This window comes from Pseudoalteromonas sp. S558 (genome assembly GCF_005886635.1).
Taxonomy (GTDB): Bacteria; Pseudomonadota; Gammaproteobacteria; order Enterobacterales; family Alteromonadaceae; genus Pseudoalteromonas; species Pseudoalteromonas aliena.
The window spans coordinates 1-18,080 of record NZ_PNDU01000098.1; the positions used below are offsets into that span (position 1 = coordinate 1).

Annotated in this window: 13 protein-coding genes; 1 reads left to right on the plus strand and 12 read right to left on the minus strand. The window is 39.7% G+C overall.

The window, feature by feature from the left end; translation table 11 throughout:
- Nucleotides 1-161: 161 nt before the first annotated feature.
- The 9 genes from fba to CWB66_RS08040 all read right to left on the minus strand — a co-directional run bounded on the left by fba (nucleotide 162) and on the right by CWB66_RS08040 (nucleotide 9,568).
- Nucleotides 162-1,226, minus strand: coding sequence for a class II fructose-bisphosphate aldolase (gene fba, locus CWB66_RS08000; RefSeq protein WP_138584951.1), 1,065 nt, complete (start codon nucleotides 1,224-1,226; stop codon nucleotides 162-164).
- Nucleotides 1,227-1,425: 199 nt separating this feature from the next.
- Entirely contained in the window at nucleotides 1,426-2,601 is a 1,176-nt protein-coding gene (locus CWB66_RS08005) for a phosphoglycerate kinase (protein WP_138584952.1), read from the minus strand.
- A gap of 69 nt (nucleotides 2,602-2,670) precedes the next feature.
- Complete coding sequence (gene epd / locus CWB66_RS08010; protein ID WP_138584953.1) at nucleotides 2,671-3,687, minus strand: erythrose-4-phosphate dehydrogenase; 1,017 nt, start codon at nucleotides 3,685-3,687, stop codon at nucleotides 2,671-2,673.
- Between the two features lie 172 nt (nucleotides 3,688-3,859).
- Nucleotides 3,860-4,114 carry a hypothetical protein gene (locus CWB66_RS08015; RefSeq protein ID WP_138584954.1) on the minus strand — a complete coding sequence of 85 codons (255 nt, stop codon included), beginning with the start codon at nucleotides 4,112-4,114 and terminating at the stop codon, nucleotides 3,860-3,862.
- Nucleotides 4,115-4,129: 15 nt separating this feature from the next.
- Nucleotides 4,130-4,852, minus strand: a complete 723-nt coding sequence (locus CWB66_RS08020; protein WP_138584955.1) for an SIMPL domain-containing protein — start codon at nucleotides 4,850-4,852, stop codon at nucleotides 4,130-4,132.
- Between the two features lie 150 nt (nucleotides 4,853-5,002).
- Nucleotides 5,003-5,626: a 3'-5' exonuclease gene (locus CWB66_RS08025; protein ID WP_138584956.1), complete on the minus strand. Its 624-nt coding sequence runs from the start codon at nucleotides 5,624-5,626 to the stop codon at nucleotides 5,003-5,005.
- A gap of 3 nt (nucleotides 5,627-5,629) precedes the next feature.
- Complete coding sequence (locus tag CWB66_RS08030; RefSeq protein WP_138584957.1) at nucleotides 5,630-7,468, minus strand: DUF294 nucleotidyltransferase-like domain-containing protein; 1,839 nt, start codon at nucleotides 7,466-7,468, stop codon at nucleotides 5,630-5,632.
- Nucleotides 7,469-7,569: 101 nt separating this feature from the next.
- Nucleotides 7,570-9,294 carry a sodium:solute symporter family protein gene (locus CWB66_RS08035; RefSeq protein WP_077535839.1) on the minus strand — a complete coding sequence of 575 codons (1,725 nt, stop codon included), beginning with the start codon at nucleotides 9,292-9,294 and terminating at the stop codon, nucleotides 7,570-7,572.
- Nucleotides 9,295-9,304: 10 nt separating this feature from the next.
- Entirely contained in the window at nucleotides 9,305-9,568 is a 264-nt protein-coding gene (locus tag CWB66_RS08040) for a DUF4212 domain-containing protein (protein WP_077538816.1), read from the minus strand.
- Between the two features lie 414 nt (nucleotides 9,569-9,982).
- Here CWB66_RS08040 and CWB66_RS08045 point away from each other — a divergent pair, with 414 nt between their 5' ends.
- Complete coding sequence (locus CWB66_RS08045; protein ID WP_138584958.1) at nucleotides 9,983-13,423, plus strand: PAS domain-containing hybrid sensor histidine kinase/response regulator; 3,441 nt, start codon at nucleotides 9,983-9,985, stop codon at nucleotides 13,421-13,423.
- A gap of 102 nt (nucleotides 13,424-13,525) precedes the next feature.
- Here CWB66_RS08045 and CWB66_RS08050 read toward each other — a convergent pair whose 3' ends face one another.
- From CWB66_RS08050 to CWB66_RS08060, 3 genes are all read right to left on the minus strand, one after another.
- Nucleotides 13,526-16,171, minus strand: a complete 2,646-nt coding sequence (locus tag CWB66_RS08050) for a DUF2339 domain-containing protein (protein ID WP_138584959.1) — start codon at nucleotides 16,169-16,171, stop codon at nucleotides 13,526-13,528.
- Nucleotides 16,172-16,239: 68 nt separating this feature from the next.
- Nucleotides 16,240-17,145 (minus strand): GGDEF domain-containing protein, encoded by a 906-nt coding sequence (locus CWB66_RS08055; protein ID WP_138584960.1) that lies wholly within the window; start codon nucleotides 17,143-17,145, stop codon nucleotides 16,240-16,242.
- 88 nt (nucleotides 17,146-17,233) lie between these two features.
- A complete protein-coding gene (locus CWB66_RS08060; RefSeq protein WP_077535843.1) occupies nucleotides 17,234-17,818 on the minus strand; it encodes a YqaA family protein in 585 nt (194 codons plus the stop codon).
- Nucleotides 17,819-18,080 lie beyond the last annotated feature (262 nt).

An 18,080-nucleotide genomic window follows, 5' to 3' on the forward strand; every position in this document is an offset into this window, starting at 1 on the left:
TAAACAACGTTATAGTGCAATTTAATTCGTTAAATTGATCAAAGATTTATGCAGGTTGGTATTAGTAATACTGTGATCTATTCACCGTAATCATCACATATTAAAAAAGCCAGTAACAAGGTTACTGGCTTTTTAATTAAACGGTTATAAACAAGGATCGATTATCTAATCTTAGGATCTAGCTCGCCGCTTAAGTATTTAAGATGCATCTCATCGAGTGAAATTGGTTTAATTTTACTTGCCTGACCAGAGGTACCAAACGAGTTATAGCGTGCAACACAAATCTCTGTCATTGCTTTAGTTGCTTCTGCTAGGTATTTACGTGGATCAAAGTTAGATGGGTTTAACGCTAGGTGACGTCGGATTGCACCGGTAGATGCTAAACGCAAGTCGGTATCAATATTGACCTTACGCACACCAAATTTAATACCTTCAACAATCTGTTCAACCGGCACACCATACGTTTCTGGAATTTCGCCACCATACTGATTAATAATTTCTAACCACTCTTGTGGAACAGAAGATGAACCATGCATCACTAAATGCGTGTTAGGAATACGTGCATGAATCGCTTTAATACGATCAATTGCTAAAATATCATCGGTTGGTGGACGCGTAAATTTATAAGCACCATGCGATGTACCACAAGCAATTGCAAGTGCATCAACGTGTGTTTTATTTACAAAATCAGCCGCTTCTTCAGGATCTGTTAGCATTTGCTCAGTCGTTAAAATACCTTCTGCGCCAACGCCATCTTCTTCGCCTGCTTCACCCGTTTCAAGTGAACCGAGCACACCTAGCTCGCCTTCAACCGATACACCACAGGCATGCGCCATAGCAACAGTTTCGCGCGTTACTTCTACATTGTATTCGTAGCTTGAAGGGGTTTTACCGTCGCTCATTAACGAGCCATCCATCATTACTGATGAAAAACCAAGCTGAATTGAACGCTGACATACACCTGGCGATGTGCCGTGATCTTGGTGCATAACAACTGGGATATGTGGCCATTCTTCAACGGCTGCTAAAATCATATGACGAATAAATGGAGCACCAGCATAAGCACGTGCGCCCGCTGATCCCTGCACGATTACTGGGCTGTTTGTTTTGTCAGCCGCTTCCATTATTGCGCGCATTTGCTCTTGATTGTTAACGTTAAAAGCAGGTACGCCGTAACCATGCTCTGCTGCATGATCTAAAAGTTGTCGCATACTGATTAAAGCCATTGGGTATTCTCCAATTTATCGATAGTAGTTCCCTACTATCTAGTTTGAACGGATTTGTTAGTTTGGCGTTATTACAACACCACGAAAAACCACTGCTTTGCAGTAATATCCCGTATAAATTAACTATTAAATTAGGGTGAGAGGTATTTAATAATTAATTGCCGGCGAGGGTTATTACCCTCACCTTACGCGACTAAAGTTACTTAGCGCGAGATTCTAGCATTTCAACTGCTGGCAGCTTTTTGCCTTCTAAAAACTCTAAGAACGCACCACCACCGGTAGAAATATAAGATATTTTGTCGCTAATGCCGTATTTATCAATCGCAGCTAAGGTATCACCACCACCAGCAATTGAAAATGCATTTGAGTTAGCAATCGCTTGTGCAATAGCACGTGTGCCATTACCAAACTGATCAAACTCAAACACACCAACAGGGCCATTCCATACAACCGTGCCCGCATTTGCAATAATTTTTGCAAGTTTGCTCGCTGTATCAGGACCAATATCAAAAATCATATCGTCGCTTGTTACTTCGCTTACATCTTTAAGCGTAGCCACTGCAGAGTCAGAAAACTCATTACCTACCACTACATCTGTAGGTACTGGAATTTCGCCATTGTTTACTTTAGCTGCTGCACATAAACGGTTTGCTTCATCCATTAAATCGGCTTCATAAAGCGATTTACCAACAGGATGACCTGCTGCTGCAATAAAAGTATTAGCAATACCACCACCGGTTACAAGCTGATCGACAATTTTAGAAAGAGAATCTAAAACAGTTAACTTAGTTGATACCTTTGAGCCACCTACAATCGCTACTAATGGGCGAGCTGGATTATCAAGTGCTTTGCCTAATGCTTCAAGCTCAGCTGATAATAACGGACCTGCACAGGCAACATCAGCAAATAAGCCAACACCATGGGTAGACGCTTGTGCACGATGAGCCGTACCAAATGCATCCATTACGTATACATCACACAGCGCTGCTAGTTGTTTAGATAACGCTTCGTCGTTTTTCTTCTCGCCTTTATTAAAGCGCACGTTTTCAAACACAACGACTTCGTTATCAGCAACATCAACGCCGTTTAGGTAATCTTTTTCTAAGCGTACAGTTTGCTCAAGGGCATCGTTTAAGTAATCAGCTACAGGTGCTAGCGAAAACGCTTCATCATATTCCCCTTCCGTAGGACGGCCAAGGTGTGACATAACCATTACTTTAGCACCCATCTCAAGCGCTAATTTAATAGTAGGTAGTGCTGCACGAATACGCGCATCTGACGTCACTTCACCTGCTTTAACTGGTACATTTAAATCTTCACGAATTAATACGCGTTTGCCGTTTAAATCTAAATCTGCCATTTTTATGACCGACATGAACATCTCCTTAGTTAACGATACTGAACCTGAAAAATACGTTTAAAGTTATTATGTTAATACATCAAATTACTTATTTACTGTCATCATCGCACGCGCGGTATCGAGCATACGATTAGCAAAGCCCCACTCATTATCACACCACACCAATAATTTTATCAGTCGTTTATGACTAACACGTGTTTGCGTGCCATCAATAATACAAGAATGTGGATCGTGATTAAAATCAACTGATACAAGTGGCTCTTCGGTGTAACTTAAAATACCTTCAAGGCGGTCTTTCGCTTGTGCTTTAAGTGCGTTATTTACCGCATTTAAATCCACATCAGCATTAACCGTTACACTCAAATCCATTGCCGTGACATTTATCGTTGGCACACGTACAGCAATGGCTTCAAAGCGACCTTTAAATTTAGGTAATATGCGGTCTATACCACGGGCAAGCTTTGTATCTACCGGAATAATAGACTGACTTGCAGCGCGTGTACGGCGTAAATCATGATGATAACCATCAATCACTTGTTGATCGTTCATCGATGCATGAATGGTTGTAATAGCGCCCGACTCAATACCAAATGCATCATCTAACACTTTAATAACCGGTACAACACAGTTAGTTGTGCACGAGCCGTTAGACACAATAGTATGCTCGTTTTTAAGCTCATCGTCGTTGATACCGTACACAATCGTGGCATCAACATCGTTATCGGCCGGATGCGAAAACAATACCTTTTTAGCGCCTGCGGTAATATGTAACTGCGCGTGTTCACGCGAGTGATAAACCCCTGTACATTCAAGTACAATATCTACATCGAGCGTTTGCCAAGGCAATTCAATAGGGTTTTCTTCACAAAAAAGTGCAATGGTATCGCCTGCCACACTAATGGTGTCTTCACCAAGTTTTACAGGGAAAGAGAAACGACCGTGAGATGTGTCGTATTTTAATAAATGAGCAATAGCTTCAGGATCAGCAAGTTCGTTAATCGCAACAATTTTTATATCGTCGCTCAAACCAGACTCGTATAACGCGCGGACAATATTTCGACCAATACGACCAAAACCATTAATTGCAAGTTTGATTGCCATGAAATATAAAATCCACTCTAGTTACGTGCAGATAAAGGCAGTACACCTTTTAGATGGCCGTATTGTAATCGACCTTGGGTCTGATTATAAGAGGGAAGCATTAGAAACTTTGAATTAACATTTAAAAAGTGCCCATTAGAATCCTTTGTTTAAGCAACATATTAACGCTTGTTCAAAAGCCACCGCCAAGATTTGTGCTATTTCCTGCACCTCCACCAAAGCTTTTAGGCACGTTTACCCTCCTATCTTGCGTACGATAAAATAGCCATAAACCAATTGCTGCAAACAACGGAATTAACCATACTAATAGTATTTGAGCCGCTTTTTGAAACACTTCTAAGTCATCTCGCTTTACCAAAAACACACTCACTATTACATTCAGTAACGCAATAACACCAAATCCAATATATAAATAGTTTAATTCCATTGTGTGTCCTCATTGTTATTTTATTTCTAGGTCAAACACTACACTTATTGATGATGTAAAAATTATTGTTTCATCCACATACCGCACCTGTTCGAATGGATTTGAGTTAGCACCCGAACCTGAAAAAATTAAACTCTTAACGTTATTTGTAGGGTATCTTTGATGATTAGCAGTTGAATTAATACTATAAACTTTTCCAAGTTCAGCGCCAAATGCTTCAGCAAGTATGCTTCCCTTAGCTTTGGCGTTATCTATTGCTACTTGTGTTGCTTTTGCCTCTAATTTAAATCCTTTTGAAGATAAGCTTTCAATTTCCATAACATTATTTATTTTTACGCTTTGTGCAAATTCAATAAAATCATCTATTCTTTCAATATTTTTTAACGTTACTTTAATTTTTTTTCGCGCTAGGTACTTATCGCCTAAAAAAGTACCTGTTTCTATACCAATCATATTATTTACATGACTTGTTAAACCAGAGATAAAAATATCGCCTTGCTCAATACCATATCTATCTGCTCCTTTGGTTAGCAAGTTAACTCGTTCATCAACATCACGTTTCGCCTCAAGCAACGTATCTTTAGTGCTTATTACTTCAAAAGAAATCTTAGCCATATCGGGCTTTGCTAATACCTCTGCAGTACCCTGCACTGCAATATGGCGATTAGCAGGCAAGCTTGAATTAGCAAAAGTGATAAGTGGGAATAATGTTAGAAAAATAGTGATAATGAGTTTCATATTCGTTCCTTGAAGTGATTAGTTAGAAAATGATTACGTAACTGTACCTATAGTCATACAGATAACAATAAAAGTAAACTCTCTATCACTAAACCTCGGTGTTAAACTATAAGGCGTTTTATCGTTGGGTGTCGCTGTCCTCTACCCAGCCTACGTCAACTCGGCTACTTTTAGCTCTTTGCCACGGCTTATTTGATGGCACTGGGCTAGCAGTAACTCGGCGGTCGCTTGTGCATCGGTTAACGCATGATGGCAATGATAACTTGGTAACTCATAACGTATACGACAGGTATTAAGGGTTAAATCATCTTGTTTTATTTCAGTTGATTGGTTTAGTAAGCGCTTTTTCTCGATGTGGAGGGTGTCGAGTATCAGTTTAGGCCGCGTTGTTATATTGGCATTTTTTAGGGCTATTTTTAAAAAGCCCCAATCGAGCATGGCATTATGAAACACTAAAATACAATCACTAAAGTGGCTGCTTAGTCGCGTTAGTATACTGTGTAAACTTTGCCCTTTTGCTACCGTATCGTCATTTATACCGTGATAAACAGGGCTTTGTTCGAGGCTTATAACGTCTTTATTGATAATGTGCTGCGACTCACTCATTTTTATACATTGATTATCTATTTCCACCCACGCTACAGACACTATTTCATGCTGTTTGGCATCAAGGCCGGTAAGCTCTAAATCAATCACTAAGTAGCGTTGATGTAAGGCGTTTTTGCCTAGTAACCTGCGGCGCTTTAAATACCGAGTAAGTAGTTGTTTTACCATGCTCTACAAACTGCCGCGAGCAAATTTAAACGCGGCGGCTTGCTGCGCTTGCTTAACAAGGTAAAACGCTTCTTTTAGCTGATGACGCTCTAGTGAGTTTAATTTATTAGGATTAATGCAATTACTCGGCAAGCCCTCTTCGTTTATTTGCGTACTTAAGCGAAGCTGCGTTAAAAATCGCCAGCAATCTTTTAGATTGTATATATCTTCTTTGCTGATCAGTTTATGTTTTAACAGCGCGTCCAACCGCTCTTGCGTGTTAGCACGCCTAATACCGGCTTTTAAAGCGTATAACCGCACTATGTCGTTTATGATCACGACACCGCGTTTTTTTAAATCTATGTATTTATTATTTTTATCAGTTTTTTCGGTTTTAAATTTATTAAATAAACCAATAGGCACGCTGTTACTACTAATGTCAGTTGCCATAGCAGCATAAAATAAGTCGTTACGCGATATACGAATTAGCTGCTCGCAAAAAGCGGTATATAAGGCGTTTGAACCTTCAATAAATCGTAAGTCAAAAAATATCTTACAGTTAAGCATCGCATCAGGCGTGGGGCTTTTTATCCATTTAAAAAAACGCTCACTCCAGTCGTTCACACTCATTCTGCACAAATCGCTGCTTGCCATAATATTGCCAGGGCAACGTCTAATACCGCATTCAACAAGTTGCTCGCAGACAAACTCTCCCATGCTTTTAAAGTAAGCTTGCTGCTCGCTCGTTAAGTCGTTAGGGAGTAATAAGCCGTTATCTTGATCTGAATGTAGAGTTTGCTCTTCGCGTGCTTGTGAGCCAAAACAAATAAAACTAAAGCTGGTTGGCGCTGCGCCATGATCTTCTTGAAATAAATGAATAAGACGAGATGTAAGCGCATCGGTTAAGCCGCTCAATAATTTACCAATTAGCGATATGTCGTCAATATTGTACGAAAAACTACGCAAAAGTTCGGGGATTTCTTTTGCGTAGCGTTTTAAATCGATAATTGTGTGAGCTTTATAGATACGCCCTATAAGTTGTACTGGGTCGCTTTTTTGCTGGCGCAATAAGTCGGTACTTGTAAGCATACCAATAGGATTATGGTTTTCATCAAGCACGGGTAAATGATGAATATTGTATTTAAGCATTAAATGCAGCGCCGAAAACACCCGATTATTTTCAAATATAAATTTGGGTTTGGCGGTCATAATACTGCTGACGGCATCTTGCGGATCGACCTCATCAGCGAGTACGCGATTACGCAAATCGCGGTCGGTCACCACGCCAACTAAATGTAAGTGCTCCGTTATCATAATTGACGATACGCCATGCTGTTTCATTTTTTTAGCACTTTGTCTAATGCTAGCATCGGGCGTAAGTGTAATGGCTGTGCGCGTCATCAACTCTGATATTTTACGCTCAGACCAGCTATCGTTTTTACTTTTATAGTGGGATGACAATAACCGATTGGCGTGAGCACGTACAAAATATTGCTCAAAAGATTTGTATTCTCGACGCAAAAAATCGAAATGCGCCTGGGAGAGCATATACACTATGCCTTCTTTTTGTACTTCGAGCCTATTTTGAATCGCTTCACCTGTTAATAACGATGGAAAACCAAAGTAATCACCTTGTGCTAAACGCGTAACAACGTCGCCTTTAGCATCAACTAGATCGTATAAACCTGAGCGAATTAAAAATAACCGAGGGCTTTCACTTTGTAGCCATTGCGCTTGGTTTTCGCGAGTGAGGTAAATAATATCGAGATGACTTACAAAGTACTCACATGCACTGCTATCAATTAGGCTAAATGGCGCTTGCAAGCACACGTACTGGGCTATTTCTTGTTGTTCTACGCTCATTTTTGTACTCATTAAAAAGTATACACAACACCAATGTACTCATTTTTTGTACAAATAAAAAGCCCGACTTAAGTCGGGCTTTTATGATTTTTTAAGTGAGCTTAGTGATCGTGTGCTTCTGCAGATCCTTTAGGATTGCGAATACTTTCTACCATTTCTTGAATTTCAACAGGTGTTGGTTGAGTAAATTTAAGAACAAGTGCAGCAACTGCAAAGTTAATAATCATACCAATTAAGCCAATACCTTCAGGCGAAATACCTAAGAACCAGTTTTCAGGACTGTTTAGCTCTGGGCTAACAAACTTGAAGAAAATAATATAAGCAGCTGTAAAGCCTATACCTGTTACCATGCCTGCAATTGCGCCTTCTCGGTTCATTGTTTTAGAGAATATACCCATAATAATTGCAGGGAAGAAACTCGCTGCCGCCAAACCAAAGGCAAATGCCACTACGGATGCCACAAATCCAGGCGGGTTAATACCAAAGTACGCGGAGATAACAATAGCAACCATGGCTGCCAACCTCGCTGCAAGTAACTCTTGCTTATCGGTAATATCGGGCTTGAGGGTTCGCTTGAGTAAATCGTGCGAAACGGAGGTCGAAATAACCAGTAGTAAACCTGCTGTTGTAGAAAGTGCAGCGGCAATACCACCAGCAGCTACAAGTGCGATTACCCATGCTGGTAAGTTAGCAATCTCTGGATTTGCTAATACCATAATGTCGCGGTCTACGTTTACTTCGTTAGCACTGTTCGGATCGGTGATTTTACCCGCCGTGTAGAACATTTTGCCATCGCCGTTTTTATCATCAAATGTAATTAAACCTGTACGTTCCCAGTTTTTAATCCATGCAGGTGCTTCTGCGTAAGCTGTACCACTACCGTCTTTACCATTAATAGTGTCAACCATGTTTACTCGAGCAAAGGCTGCAACCGCAGGTGCTGTAGTATAAACAATCGCGATGAACACAAGAGTCCATGCAGCAGAAATACGCGTGTCTTTTACGCGAGGCACAGTGAAAAAGCGAACAATTACATGAGGTAAACCAGCAGTACCTACCATTAACGCACCAGTGATAGCAAACACGTCGATCATGCTCTTAGAGCCTTCAGTGTACTGTGCAAAACCAAGTTCAGCGCTTAAGCCGTCTAATTTATCAAGTACGTACACGCCATCGCTGCCTATTAATGTGGCACCAAAACCAGTTTGTGGGAAGAAGTGACCTGTCATCATCATCGAGATAAAAATGGCTGGTACAAGGTAGGCAAATACAAGTACACAGTACTGCGCTACTTGCGTGTAGGTAATACCTTTCATACCGCCAAGTACGGCGTAGAAAAATACAATTACCATACCGATGTAAACACCGGTTTCAATTTCTACTTCTAAAAAGCGTGAAAACACCACGCCTACGCCACGCATTTGCCCTGCAATGTAAGTAAAACAAATGAATATGGCACATACAATTGCCACTAAACGTGCAGTACGTGAATAGTAACGGTCGCCAATAAAGTCAGGCACGGTAAACTTGCCAAATTTACGTAAGTAAGGCGCTAAACACATGGCTAATAATACATAACCACCAGTCCACCCCATTAAGTAAACGCTGCCATCGTAACCTGCAAACGAAATAATACCCGCCATTGAAATAAACGACGCGGCGCTCATCCAATCGGCTGCTGTTGCCATACCATTAGCAAGAGGAGGTACGCCGCCGCCCGCGACATAAAATTCTTTAGTTGAACCCGCACGGGCCCAAATTGCTATGCCGATATAAAGCGCAAAACTTAAACCAACAATTATAAACGTGAGTGTTTGAACATCCATTGCTTAGCTCCTATTCGTCTACGCCGTATTTTTTATCTAACGTATTCATTTTGAAAACGTACACAAAAATCAAAGCAACAAAGGTATAAATCGCGCCTTGCTGGGCGAACCAGAAGCCAAGTTTAAACCCAAAAAAATGCACTTCATTAAGTACATCAACCAATAATATGCCAAAGCCAAAAGACACAATAAACCACACTGCTAATAGTTTAAATAACAGCGAAATGTTTTCTGCCCAATAAGCTTTTGCTTGTTCTTCATCTTTAAAAGCCATTTTTATTTTCCCCTTTAAGCACCGCAATATCGCGATGAGTGGTTTTTTATCTTCACCTATCAATTTAGCAACGCTGGTTACATATTGAATTGAGACCATAGTCGTAACAGCTTATTAACGTTTACGTAAACTGCATTTATCATTCAAACGTGTTTTATATATTTTTATATTATTTCAATTGGTTAGCTTAATTTTTTTAATTGGCTTTACTATTAAATTGGTAAGTTGGTTATTAATGCGACATTAGTCTAATGCGTGAGATGATTTTATTTTTATTTTTAATATTCAATAACATAGAAATAAAATGAAAGTTTTATTTTAAATTCAAGTCTCACACTTAACCTCAGTTCTGGTATTGTGTTAATCCCTCATAGGGTTGAGGGACTATTTAAAATAATAAGGTTTAATAACAACATGACTGCCGTACTCATTATTGTTGCTTTAGGATACATAGGTGTGCTGTTTTGGCTGGCTAACTGGGGCGATAAAACAACGCCTTTAGCAAAACGCATCAGTCACCACCCCTTTGTCTATTCTTTTTCATTAGGGATTTATTGTACCTCATGGACTTACTATGGGTCGGTAGGCACAGCGGCTACAAGCAGTTGGAGTTATTTACCCATTTTACTTGGTCCCGCATTATTATTTTTTTTCGGACAAGGTTTTTTACGCAAACTGGTATTAGTAAGTAAAAAGCAAAATATAACCACTATTGCTGACTTTATTTCAGCCCGTTATGGCAAGCGTCAAACCACTGCCATTATGGTTACTGTTATCGCACTACTGGCTACAATTCCTTATATTGCACTGCAATTAAAAGCGCTCAGCAGTAGTTTTTTATTGCTGCAAAGTAGCACTAAAATATCGGGCGATATGCTTGCTCTATCGGCTACATTAATCATGGCCTTATTTGCAATATTTTTTGGCACCCGCAAGGTTGATGTAACAGAATATCGTTCGGGATTAATGCTTGCTGTTGCGTTTGAATCGATGATAAAGCTTATTGCACTCATGGCTGTTGCAGGGCTTGCAGTATTTACTTTATTTAATTTGCCTGAAGCAACTACAAATAAAGTAACAAATTCTATTTGGGATCATTGGGCCGATTTTAACTTTTTTAGTTTTAACTTTATAGGCCAGTCACTCATGGCTGCGGCAGCTATTATATGTTTGCCTCGCCAATTTCATGTAACCGTTGTCGACAATCAAAACAAACGCCATTTACTGACTGCTCGCTGGGCTTTTCCGCTGTATTTGCTATTAACGGCAGCAATGATTTTACCTATTGCCACTGCCGCTATCCATCCCGAAATTGGCAGTGGTTATTCCCCCGACAGCTTTGTACTTGCCCTACCATTAATTAACGACAATGCCTTTTTAACCACTTTTGTATTTATAGGCGGATTGTCGGCCGCCACTGCAATGATAGTGGTCGCAACACTAACGCTAAGCACCATGATCTCAAACGATGTAGTACTGCCGCTAATACTACGTCGAAAATTTAAACGTAATTTAATTACCACCAGCTACAAATCGCAAATTTTACTCGTAAGACGCTTCGCTATTGCTGGCATTTTAATCTTGGCCTACTTTTACCAACAATGGTTTGGCCACAGCAGTGCATTAGCGAGTATGGGGTTAGTGGCATTTTCACTTGTTACACAATTACTACCTTCAATTGTAGGCGGTTTATATTGGCGAAAAGGTCATGCCTATGGCGTTTATGCAGGTTTAGTTGCAGGCTTTATTTGCTGGATACTATTTTTAATGCTGCCAATTTTAGATGCCGGTAACACACTTACCAGTGAGCTTCAGCAAACACTTATTACACGAGGTACGCTCATCGCGCTTTTTGCTAACATAGGCTGTTACATTAGCTTTTCATTAGGCGCAGAGGAGCGCTTAATTGATAAGATTCAGGCGGCTGCCTTTGTTAACCCAAAAGATCAGGCAATTTTATCAAGACGACTAAATAAAGACGTAAAAGCCACGGTTTACGACTTTAAAATATTACTGCAAACCTTTTTAGGGATCCAACGTAGCCAGCAAATATTAGCGCATTACGCACTTGCTCATCACCTAAGTGATAACAACGCTCACCCAGAGCCTGAGTTTATTGCCTACTGCGAACGCGCATTGACGGGCGTGCTGGGCGCATCGTCGGCGCAAGCGTTAATACACACGGTTTCCTCCGGTAAACGCATGGCATTTGAAGAGGTTGTAAACTTTTTTGACGAAACCACACAAGCTCTGCAATTTAACCAAAACCTGTTATTTACTTCACTTGAAAATTTAAGTCATGGTATTTCGGTTGTTGATAAAGACTTAAATCTTGTAGCTTGGAATAAGCGTTACAGCGAAATGTTTGGCTACCCAGAAGGTTTTTTGGAAGTAGGCCAACCCATAGAAAATATTATTAGATATAACGCAGAGCGCGGTGAATGTGGCCCTGGTGATATAGAACGCCAAGTAGAAAAACGTGTACAGCATTTGAGATACGGCAGCTCCCATCACTTTATTCGTCACCGCCGAAATGGCCAAGTATTTGAGATGATTGGTAATCCACTGCCCGATGGCGGTTTTGTTACCAGCTTTTCGGATATTACAACCCACATAAGTACACAAAATGCGCTTGAAGAAGTAAACATGGATCTTGAAAACCGCATTGAAGCGCGTACTCAAGAAGTGCAAACAATTAATAAAGACTTGCAAGCACAAATAGATAGCCGCGTGCAAACAGAGCAAGCACTTACTTTAGCCAAACGAGAAGCAGAGCAAGCTAACGACAGTAAAACACGCTTTTTAGCTCTTGCTAGTCACGATATTTTGCAACCATTAAATGCAGCACGCTTATACCTTGCAGCCATAAACGAAAAACAACTCGATAGCTCCAACCGAAATAACTTTGACAAACTAGGTGATAGTCTCGACTCAACCGTGCATTTAATGTCAGCCTTGCTTGAAATAGCCAAACTAGAACAAGGAGCGATGACACCCACTCCACGCCACTTTTATATTGAAGATATTTTAACGCCACTGCAAAGTGAGTACGCTATTATGTCGAGCGATAAAGGGCTAAAACTGAGTGTGCGTTCAAATCAGCAAGTAGTGCACAGCGATATAACTTATTTGCGCCGAATTATTCAAAATTTGGTGTCTAATGCCGTTAAATACACCGATAAAGGCCGCGTATTAATTGCCTGTAGAAACCGTAAACATAATTTACTGATAGAAGTGTGGGATACCGGCCCTGGTATTAGTGAAGTTGAGCAAGCCAAAATATTTAATGACTTTTACCGCGTTGAATCACGCGATAACAAAGGAGTTGGCTTAGGATTAGGCGTAGTTAAAAGAATGGCTGATTTACTTAGCTTACCACTACATCTTCATTCAAAACCCAATAAAGGCAGTCGTTTTAGTATTGAAGTGCCTTACGGCGATATTCAGTTTGTACAACAAAAAAATACCACAAGTAGCTTAATAGAAAATCGTGCAGCAATTAATATAGTTGCCGTGGATGACGACCCTGAAAACCTAGCAGCCATGGCAAGCTTACTCCAAAAATGGCAGGCCAATTACACACTATTTGATAACGTGGATAATGCATTAGCTTACGCGAAACAAAACGGGGCACCCGATGTTATTTTAATGGATTATCAATTAGGTAGTGATTGCGACGGCATAACTCTCATAAAAACTCTGCGTGAAATTTGGCAAAGCCAAATACCCGCTATTTTAATTACCGCCGTGCGCGACACCGAGCTGAAACAAGAAACTAAAGCGGCCAATATTCATTATTTGAGTAAGCCAATTAAACCAGGCAAACTAAAAGCCTTGCTTAACCACAGCACATAATAAGCGAGTAACAAGTGTTCTAGTTAAAAACTATCAAGTAATCGAGTAAAACAAAAAGCCCAGTATCTTCACTGGGCTTTGCTTTATAAAGTGTTCATAAAATTAAACTGGATTTACTCGGCTTCTAAGCTTTTGGAACAACCAACTTAACCCCACCAACGAAAGCCCTAAACCAATAAACGAAAGCGCTTTAAGTAAGCCCTCCAAGTTAGCCATATCAATTAAAAACACTTTAACAATAACGGCAGCTAGTATGCCTAAGCCTACTTTTTGTATTAATAACTGGTTTTTTAAATGACCAAAAATAACAGTACCCGCACCCAATACTAACCAAATAACAGAGTAGCTATAAAGCTCTGCATTACTTGCGCCTTTTGATAAGTAAATGTAAGGACCTTGCCAGTATTGGCGAATAAAGCTGTTTATTGCCAATAATATAAATCCACCCGCAACGGCCAATATAAATGGCGTAGCTTTAGCATTTATTGGTTTTACAAGCTTGGCTAGCCAAAGCGTTAATCCTGCAGGTACTAACCACAATAGTAATAACCAGTTAAGTATTGGCAGCTCACCTATGTAAAGTGATTCAAATAATGGGTTGTCGTCAAGCAGTGTTTTAATAGCAAAAAGCCCTGCTAACCCTGCAAGCGCAAAACCCGCCACTTGGTATAACTTAGCTAAAGTACCAGCAAGTTTTGCCCTGTGTAAGTACACGCCCCCTAATGCCAGCCAGTTACAGGTAAGGAGTATTTGTTCGTAAAAGTTAAGTGAATCAAATTGCGGATAATGCCCTACTAACTGATAACTTGTTTCGGTGGTAATAAAAAGCGCTAAACAATGAAGCGCCGCACCTTCTAACCATACTTTTAATTGAGATACTTTAAAGCACCTAGCAGCGGCAAAAAATAACGCAATACATAACGGATAAACCACAATACTCCAATGCAAACCAAATACTGTTAGCGCATCGTAGCTTGGCGTCCAAGGTGAAAGCGTAAGGCGCAGTAATAACGCAGCAACCAAGGCTTTTATAGGCCAATGCGGCATAGGCACGCTATAGCGTTTAATAAGTACGCTTATAAGTAATACTTGTACAGCAAGTGCAATAGTTAAACCGCTGTCACTTAGTAGCATGGTAATTGCTAACGTAATATTGGCATTAGCGCCTACCCAATAAGTAAAACGCTGAAATAGCGTTGTATTATGCTGCGCGAGCTTTATTAAAATAGCCGCCACTACAAACAATACAACGGCCCAAAGTGGATATGCAGTACTTAACGCAGAATTAGGAATAAGCGTATATAAAGTAGCTATCATTACAAATACACTAAACGCAGCCGTTACATGAAATGCCAAACGCTTACTCTGTTTTTTACCGTAATAAAGCCCGTATGCCGTAAGTAACAATCCGAGTAATAAACCCAAACCATACTCATTTTTGAATATAAAGAGTGCATCATCAAATAGGTTTGGCGAAAGATGCGTACGTTCAGCGCCTATCACTAATAGCGTTGAAATAACTAACGCTACGCCCTGCCAAATATCCCAGCGGCTATTTTTAAGGACTAAAAACAATACTAATACAATGCTCAACACGCCGATTGTTTGCCACTGCATATCAAAGTGACTGATCAACATGGTAAATATTAAGGGCGCTATAAAAGCGAGTAATAAGAGGTGATCTGGAAGCACTTTAATTAAGCGTTTTAAACTGTGCGGGCGATGTTCAATAATATTCAGTTTTCGACCTAAGCGCGGTATAGCAATTAACCCTACAATACTAAGTAAAGCAAACGCCCCCATTAACCAAACGGTATTAATTTTAAGTAATGTAAAACCAACTAAATACCAACCAATGTGCCCTGCCCATAATAAATACCACAACCAAGCTCGCTGTACTTTATGTGCAACTAACGCGGCTGACAAACTTACAAAGCCAACATACATAAATAATGCAAACAAGTTACCACTGCCAGTACTAACCCATATTGGTACGCTGTAAGCGCCAATAATACCTAATACCGCCAATAATGGGCCTAGCCTGAGTGCCATCGCACTTGCACTAATCGCAATAACTGCCAGTGCAAAAAATGCCACGGTGGGGCTAAGCATAGCGTAGTTACTATAGGCTAAAAGAATTAACGAAAAACAGGTAATAAACCCACCACTGGCAAGTGCTGCGGGTATGTAATTATTAAAGCCTTCAAATACAATGCGTTTATGATGTAAATATGCTGCAGCTGCAATTAAGCCAAGGCCAAATAAACCACCCAAACTCAGCCTCATTACTGGCGATAATAATCCAGCCTCTAAACTATATTTAGCTAAAAATAGTCCACCAAACGCAAGCGCTATAGCACCAATCCACGTCATCCAGTTTTGTTCAAACCCAGTGCGGAATTTATTAAATAATAATTCGATAGAAGATGTTTTTTCGCGCTTTATCTTAACCGCGTTAACGCTGGATTTAGTTATAACTTGAGGTTGAATTACTGGACTAGAGTTTACGGATTCAGGTTCGTATGTTTTAGCGGTTACTATTGGTATCTGGTGTTGTGGAGTGTCTGCATTGGATGATGGCGTTTGTTTTTGCGCTGCATTACTTGATTGTAGCTCAGCCACTTTTGCCTTTAAAAGCGCGACACTTTGCTTCAAGGTATTAAGCTGCACTAACGCAATTAGGCCACAAATAGCCCCGACTACAACGATTAATATAAATATTACGGCTAAACCAACTAAATCATCCATGGCACACTCTGTTGTTATTTTTACTTTGTTAGTGTACCTATATTTCCCTGCATGTGTGTAACCTTATTTTAACTATGTATTTCTACACGGTTTCGACCATTCTTTTTTGCTGCATATAATGCTAAATCGGCTCGCTTCATAACTTGATCAAGTAGCTCATCATTTTTTTGTAAAGCCACGCCAATACTCACAGTCAAAAAACGATTATTTTTAATATGAATAGTTTGGGCAAGGCTAATTAACTGCTGGGTAAAATTAGCTACTTCAGCCATATTACTAGTGGGTAAATACCCTCCAAATTCCTCACCACCTAAACGAGAAAAAACATTTTGTTCTAAAAATAAACTATTAAACTTACCTGCTAGTTCCTTAAGTATTTTATCGCCCATGTCGTGCCCAAAATCATCATTTATTGATTTAAAATGGTCTATATCAATAATTAAAATTGTATAAGGCGATACGCTAATATTTTTAGCATGCTGATAAAAATAGCGCCGATTAGACACTTTTGTTAAATCATCAATGGTTAGTTCTAAAAATAATTTGTTGCGAATACTTTGCATAAAACGCATGGTTTTAAACAAGCCATAGGATGTTAACAGCATCCCTGATGTACGAAATAAATCCTCAAAATAAACACTCACCCAATAAGGCTGAACGACTAATTCATCAATCACATCGGCTATATTTCCCATAGCCCAAAAAAGTAATCCAGCACTTGAAAATAAATAGGCTAATTTAGAAAGCCCAGAACACTGCACCATCCAAAAAAGGAACACTATTACCATTAAGTTAATAAAGTCGGTAGTAAATCCATATAAGTTACTTTGTACTTGTAAAGGCGGGAAATAAATAAGGCTATAAGTTGAAAAGGCAATAGTGTACACGAGTAAAATTAGTGTAAATATTTTATTTAGCCAACCCATTTTAACAAAGTTAAAAGGGTTAAGTATCTGTTTAATTGTTTTTATCATTACTTGCACTTGGCTCAAAATACCGCATAAAAAAATTATAGCACATTAACACTATTGAAAATAAAACCATAAACACTCAATTATACGCCTAAATTACAGTACTTAGCCCCCACAAACCTAACACTAAAATAGTTAAACCAATCATCGCTTTAGTTTTATGTTTGCTAATAATACGCTCAGCTTGATTACCCGCGTAATACACCACTATCGCTAAGCCAAAATAACGAATTGAACGCGCTATTGCACTTGCTAATAAAAATAACCAGATAGAATACTTAGTTGCCCCTGCTGCAAGCATCGCGATTTGAAACGGAATAGGCACAATACCCAGTGTTATTACAAACCAAAACCCTTGGTCTTGCATCTGCTGTTTAACGTTTTCAAATTGCTCGGGACTCGAAAACGTATTAATAACCCAATCTCCAACCGCATCAAATAAGTAATAACCTAAAGCATAACCAAATAACGCACCAACAATGCATCCTAACGTAGCCATTAGTGCAATGAGCCATAATTTTTCACGACGCGCTTGCATAAGAGGCACAAGCACAGCTTCAAGTGGGATAGGAACTATGGTCGACTCTAAAAACGACGCCACCGTAATACCGCTAAGCATATGCTTTGAGTCTATAAATTGGCGTGTTTTTTGTTTGAGCTTTTTTTGAATAGCCATAGTCATTCCCTTTTCACTTGTAAATAAAACTAGATTGTTTAACAAACTAATAATTACATACTTAGGTTAATACACGCTGAAAACAATGCACTAAATTTATCAGGTCCTAGGGCGTATTGATCTTTGTGGATTGAAATTTGTTCAATCTAGGGGCGATTAAATCGCGGCGCGAGGTTTGTAACCTAGTGGGCTAAGTAAAAATCGAGCAACAAAGAGTTAATCGTCCCTAGAAAGAACCCAGAGGGCAGCGCATGTTTGGGAT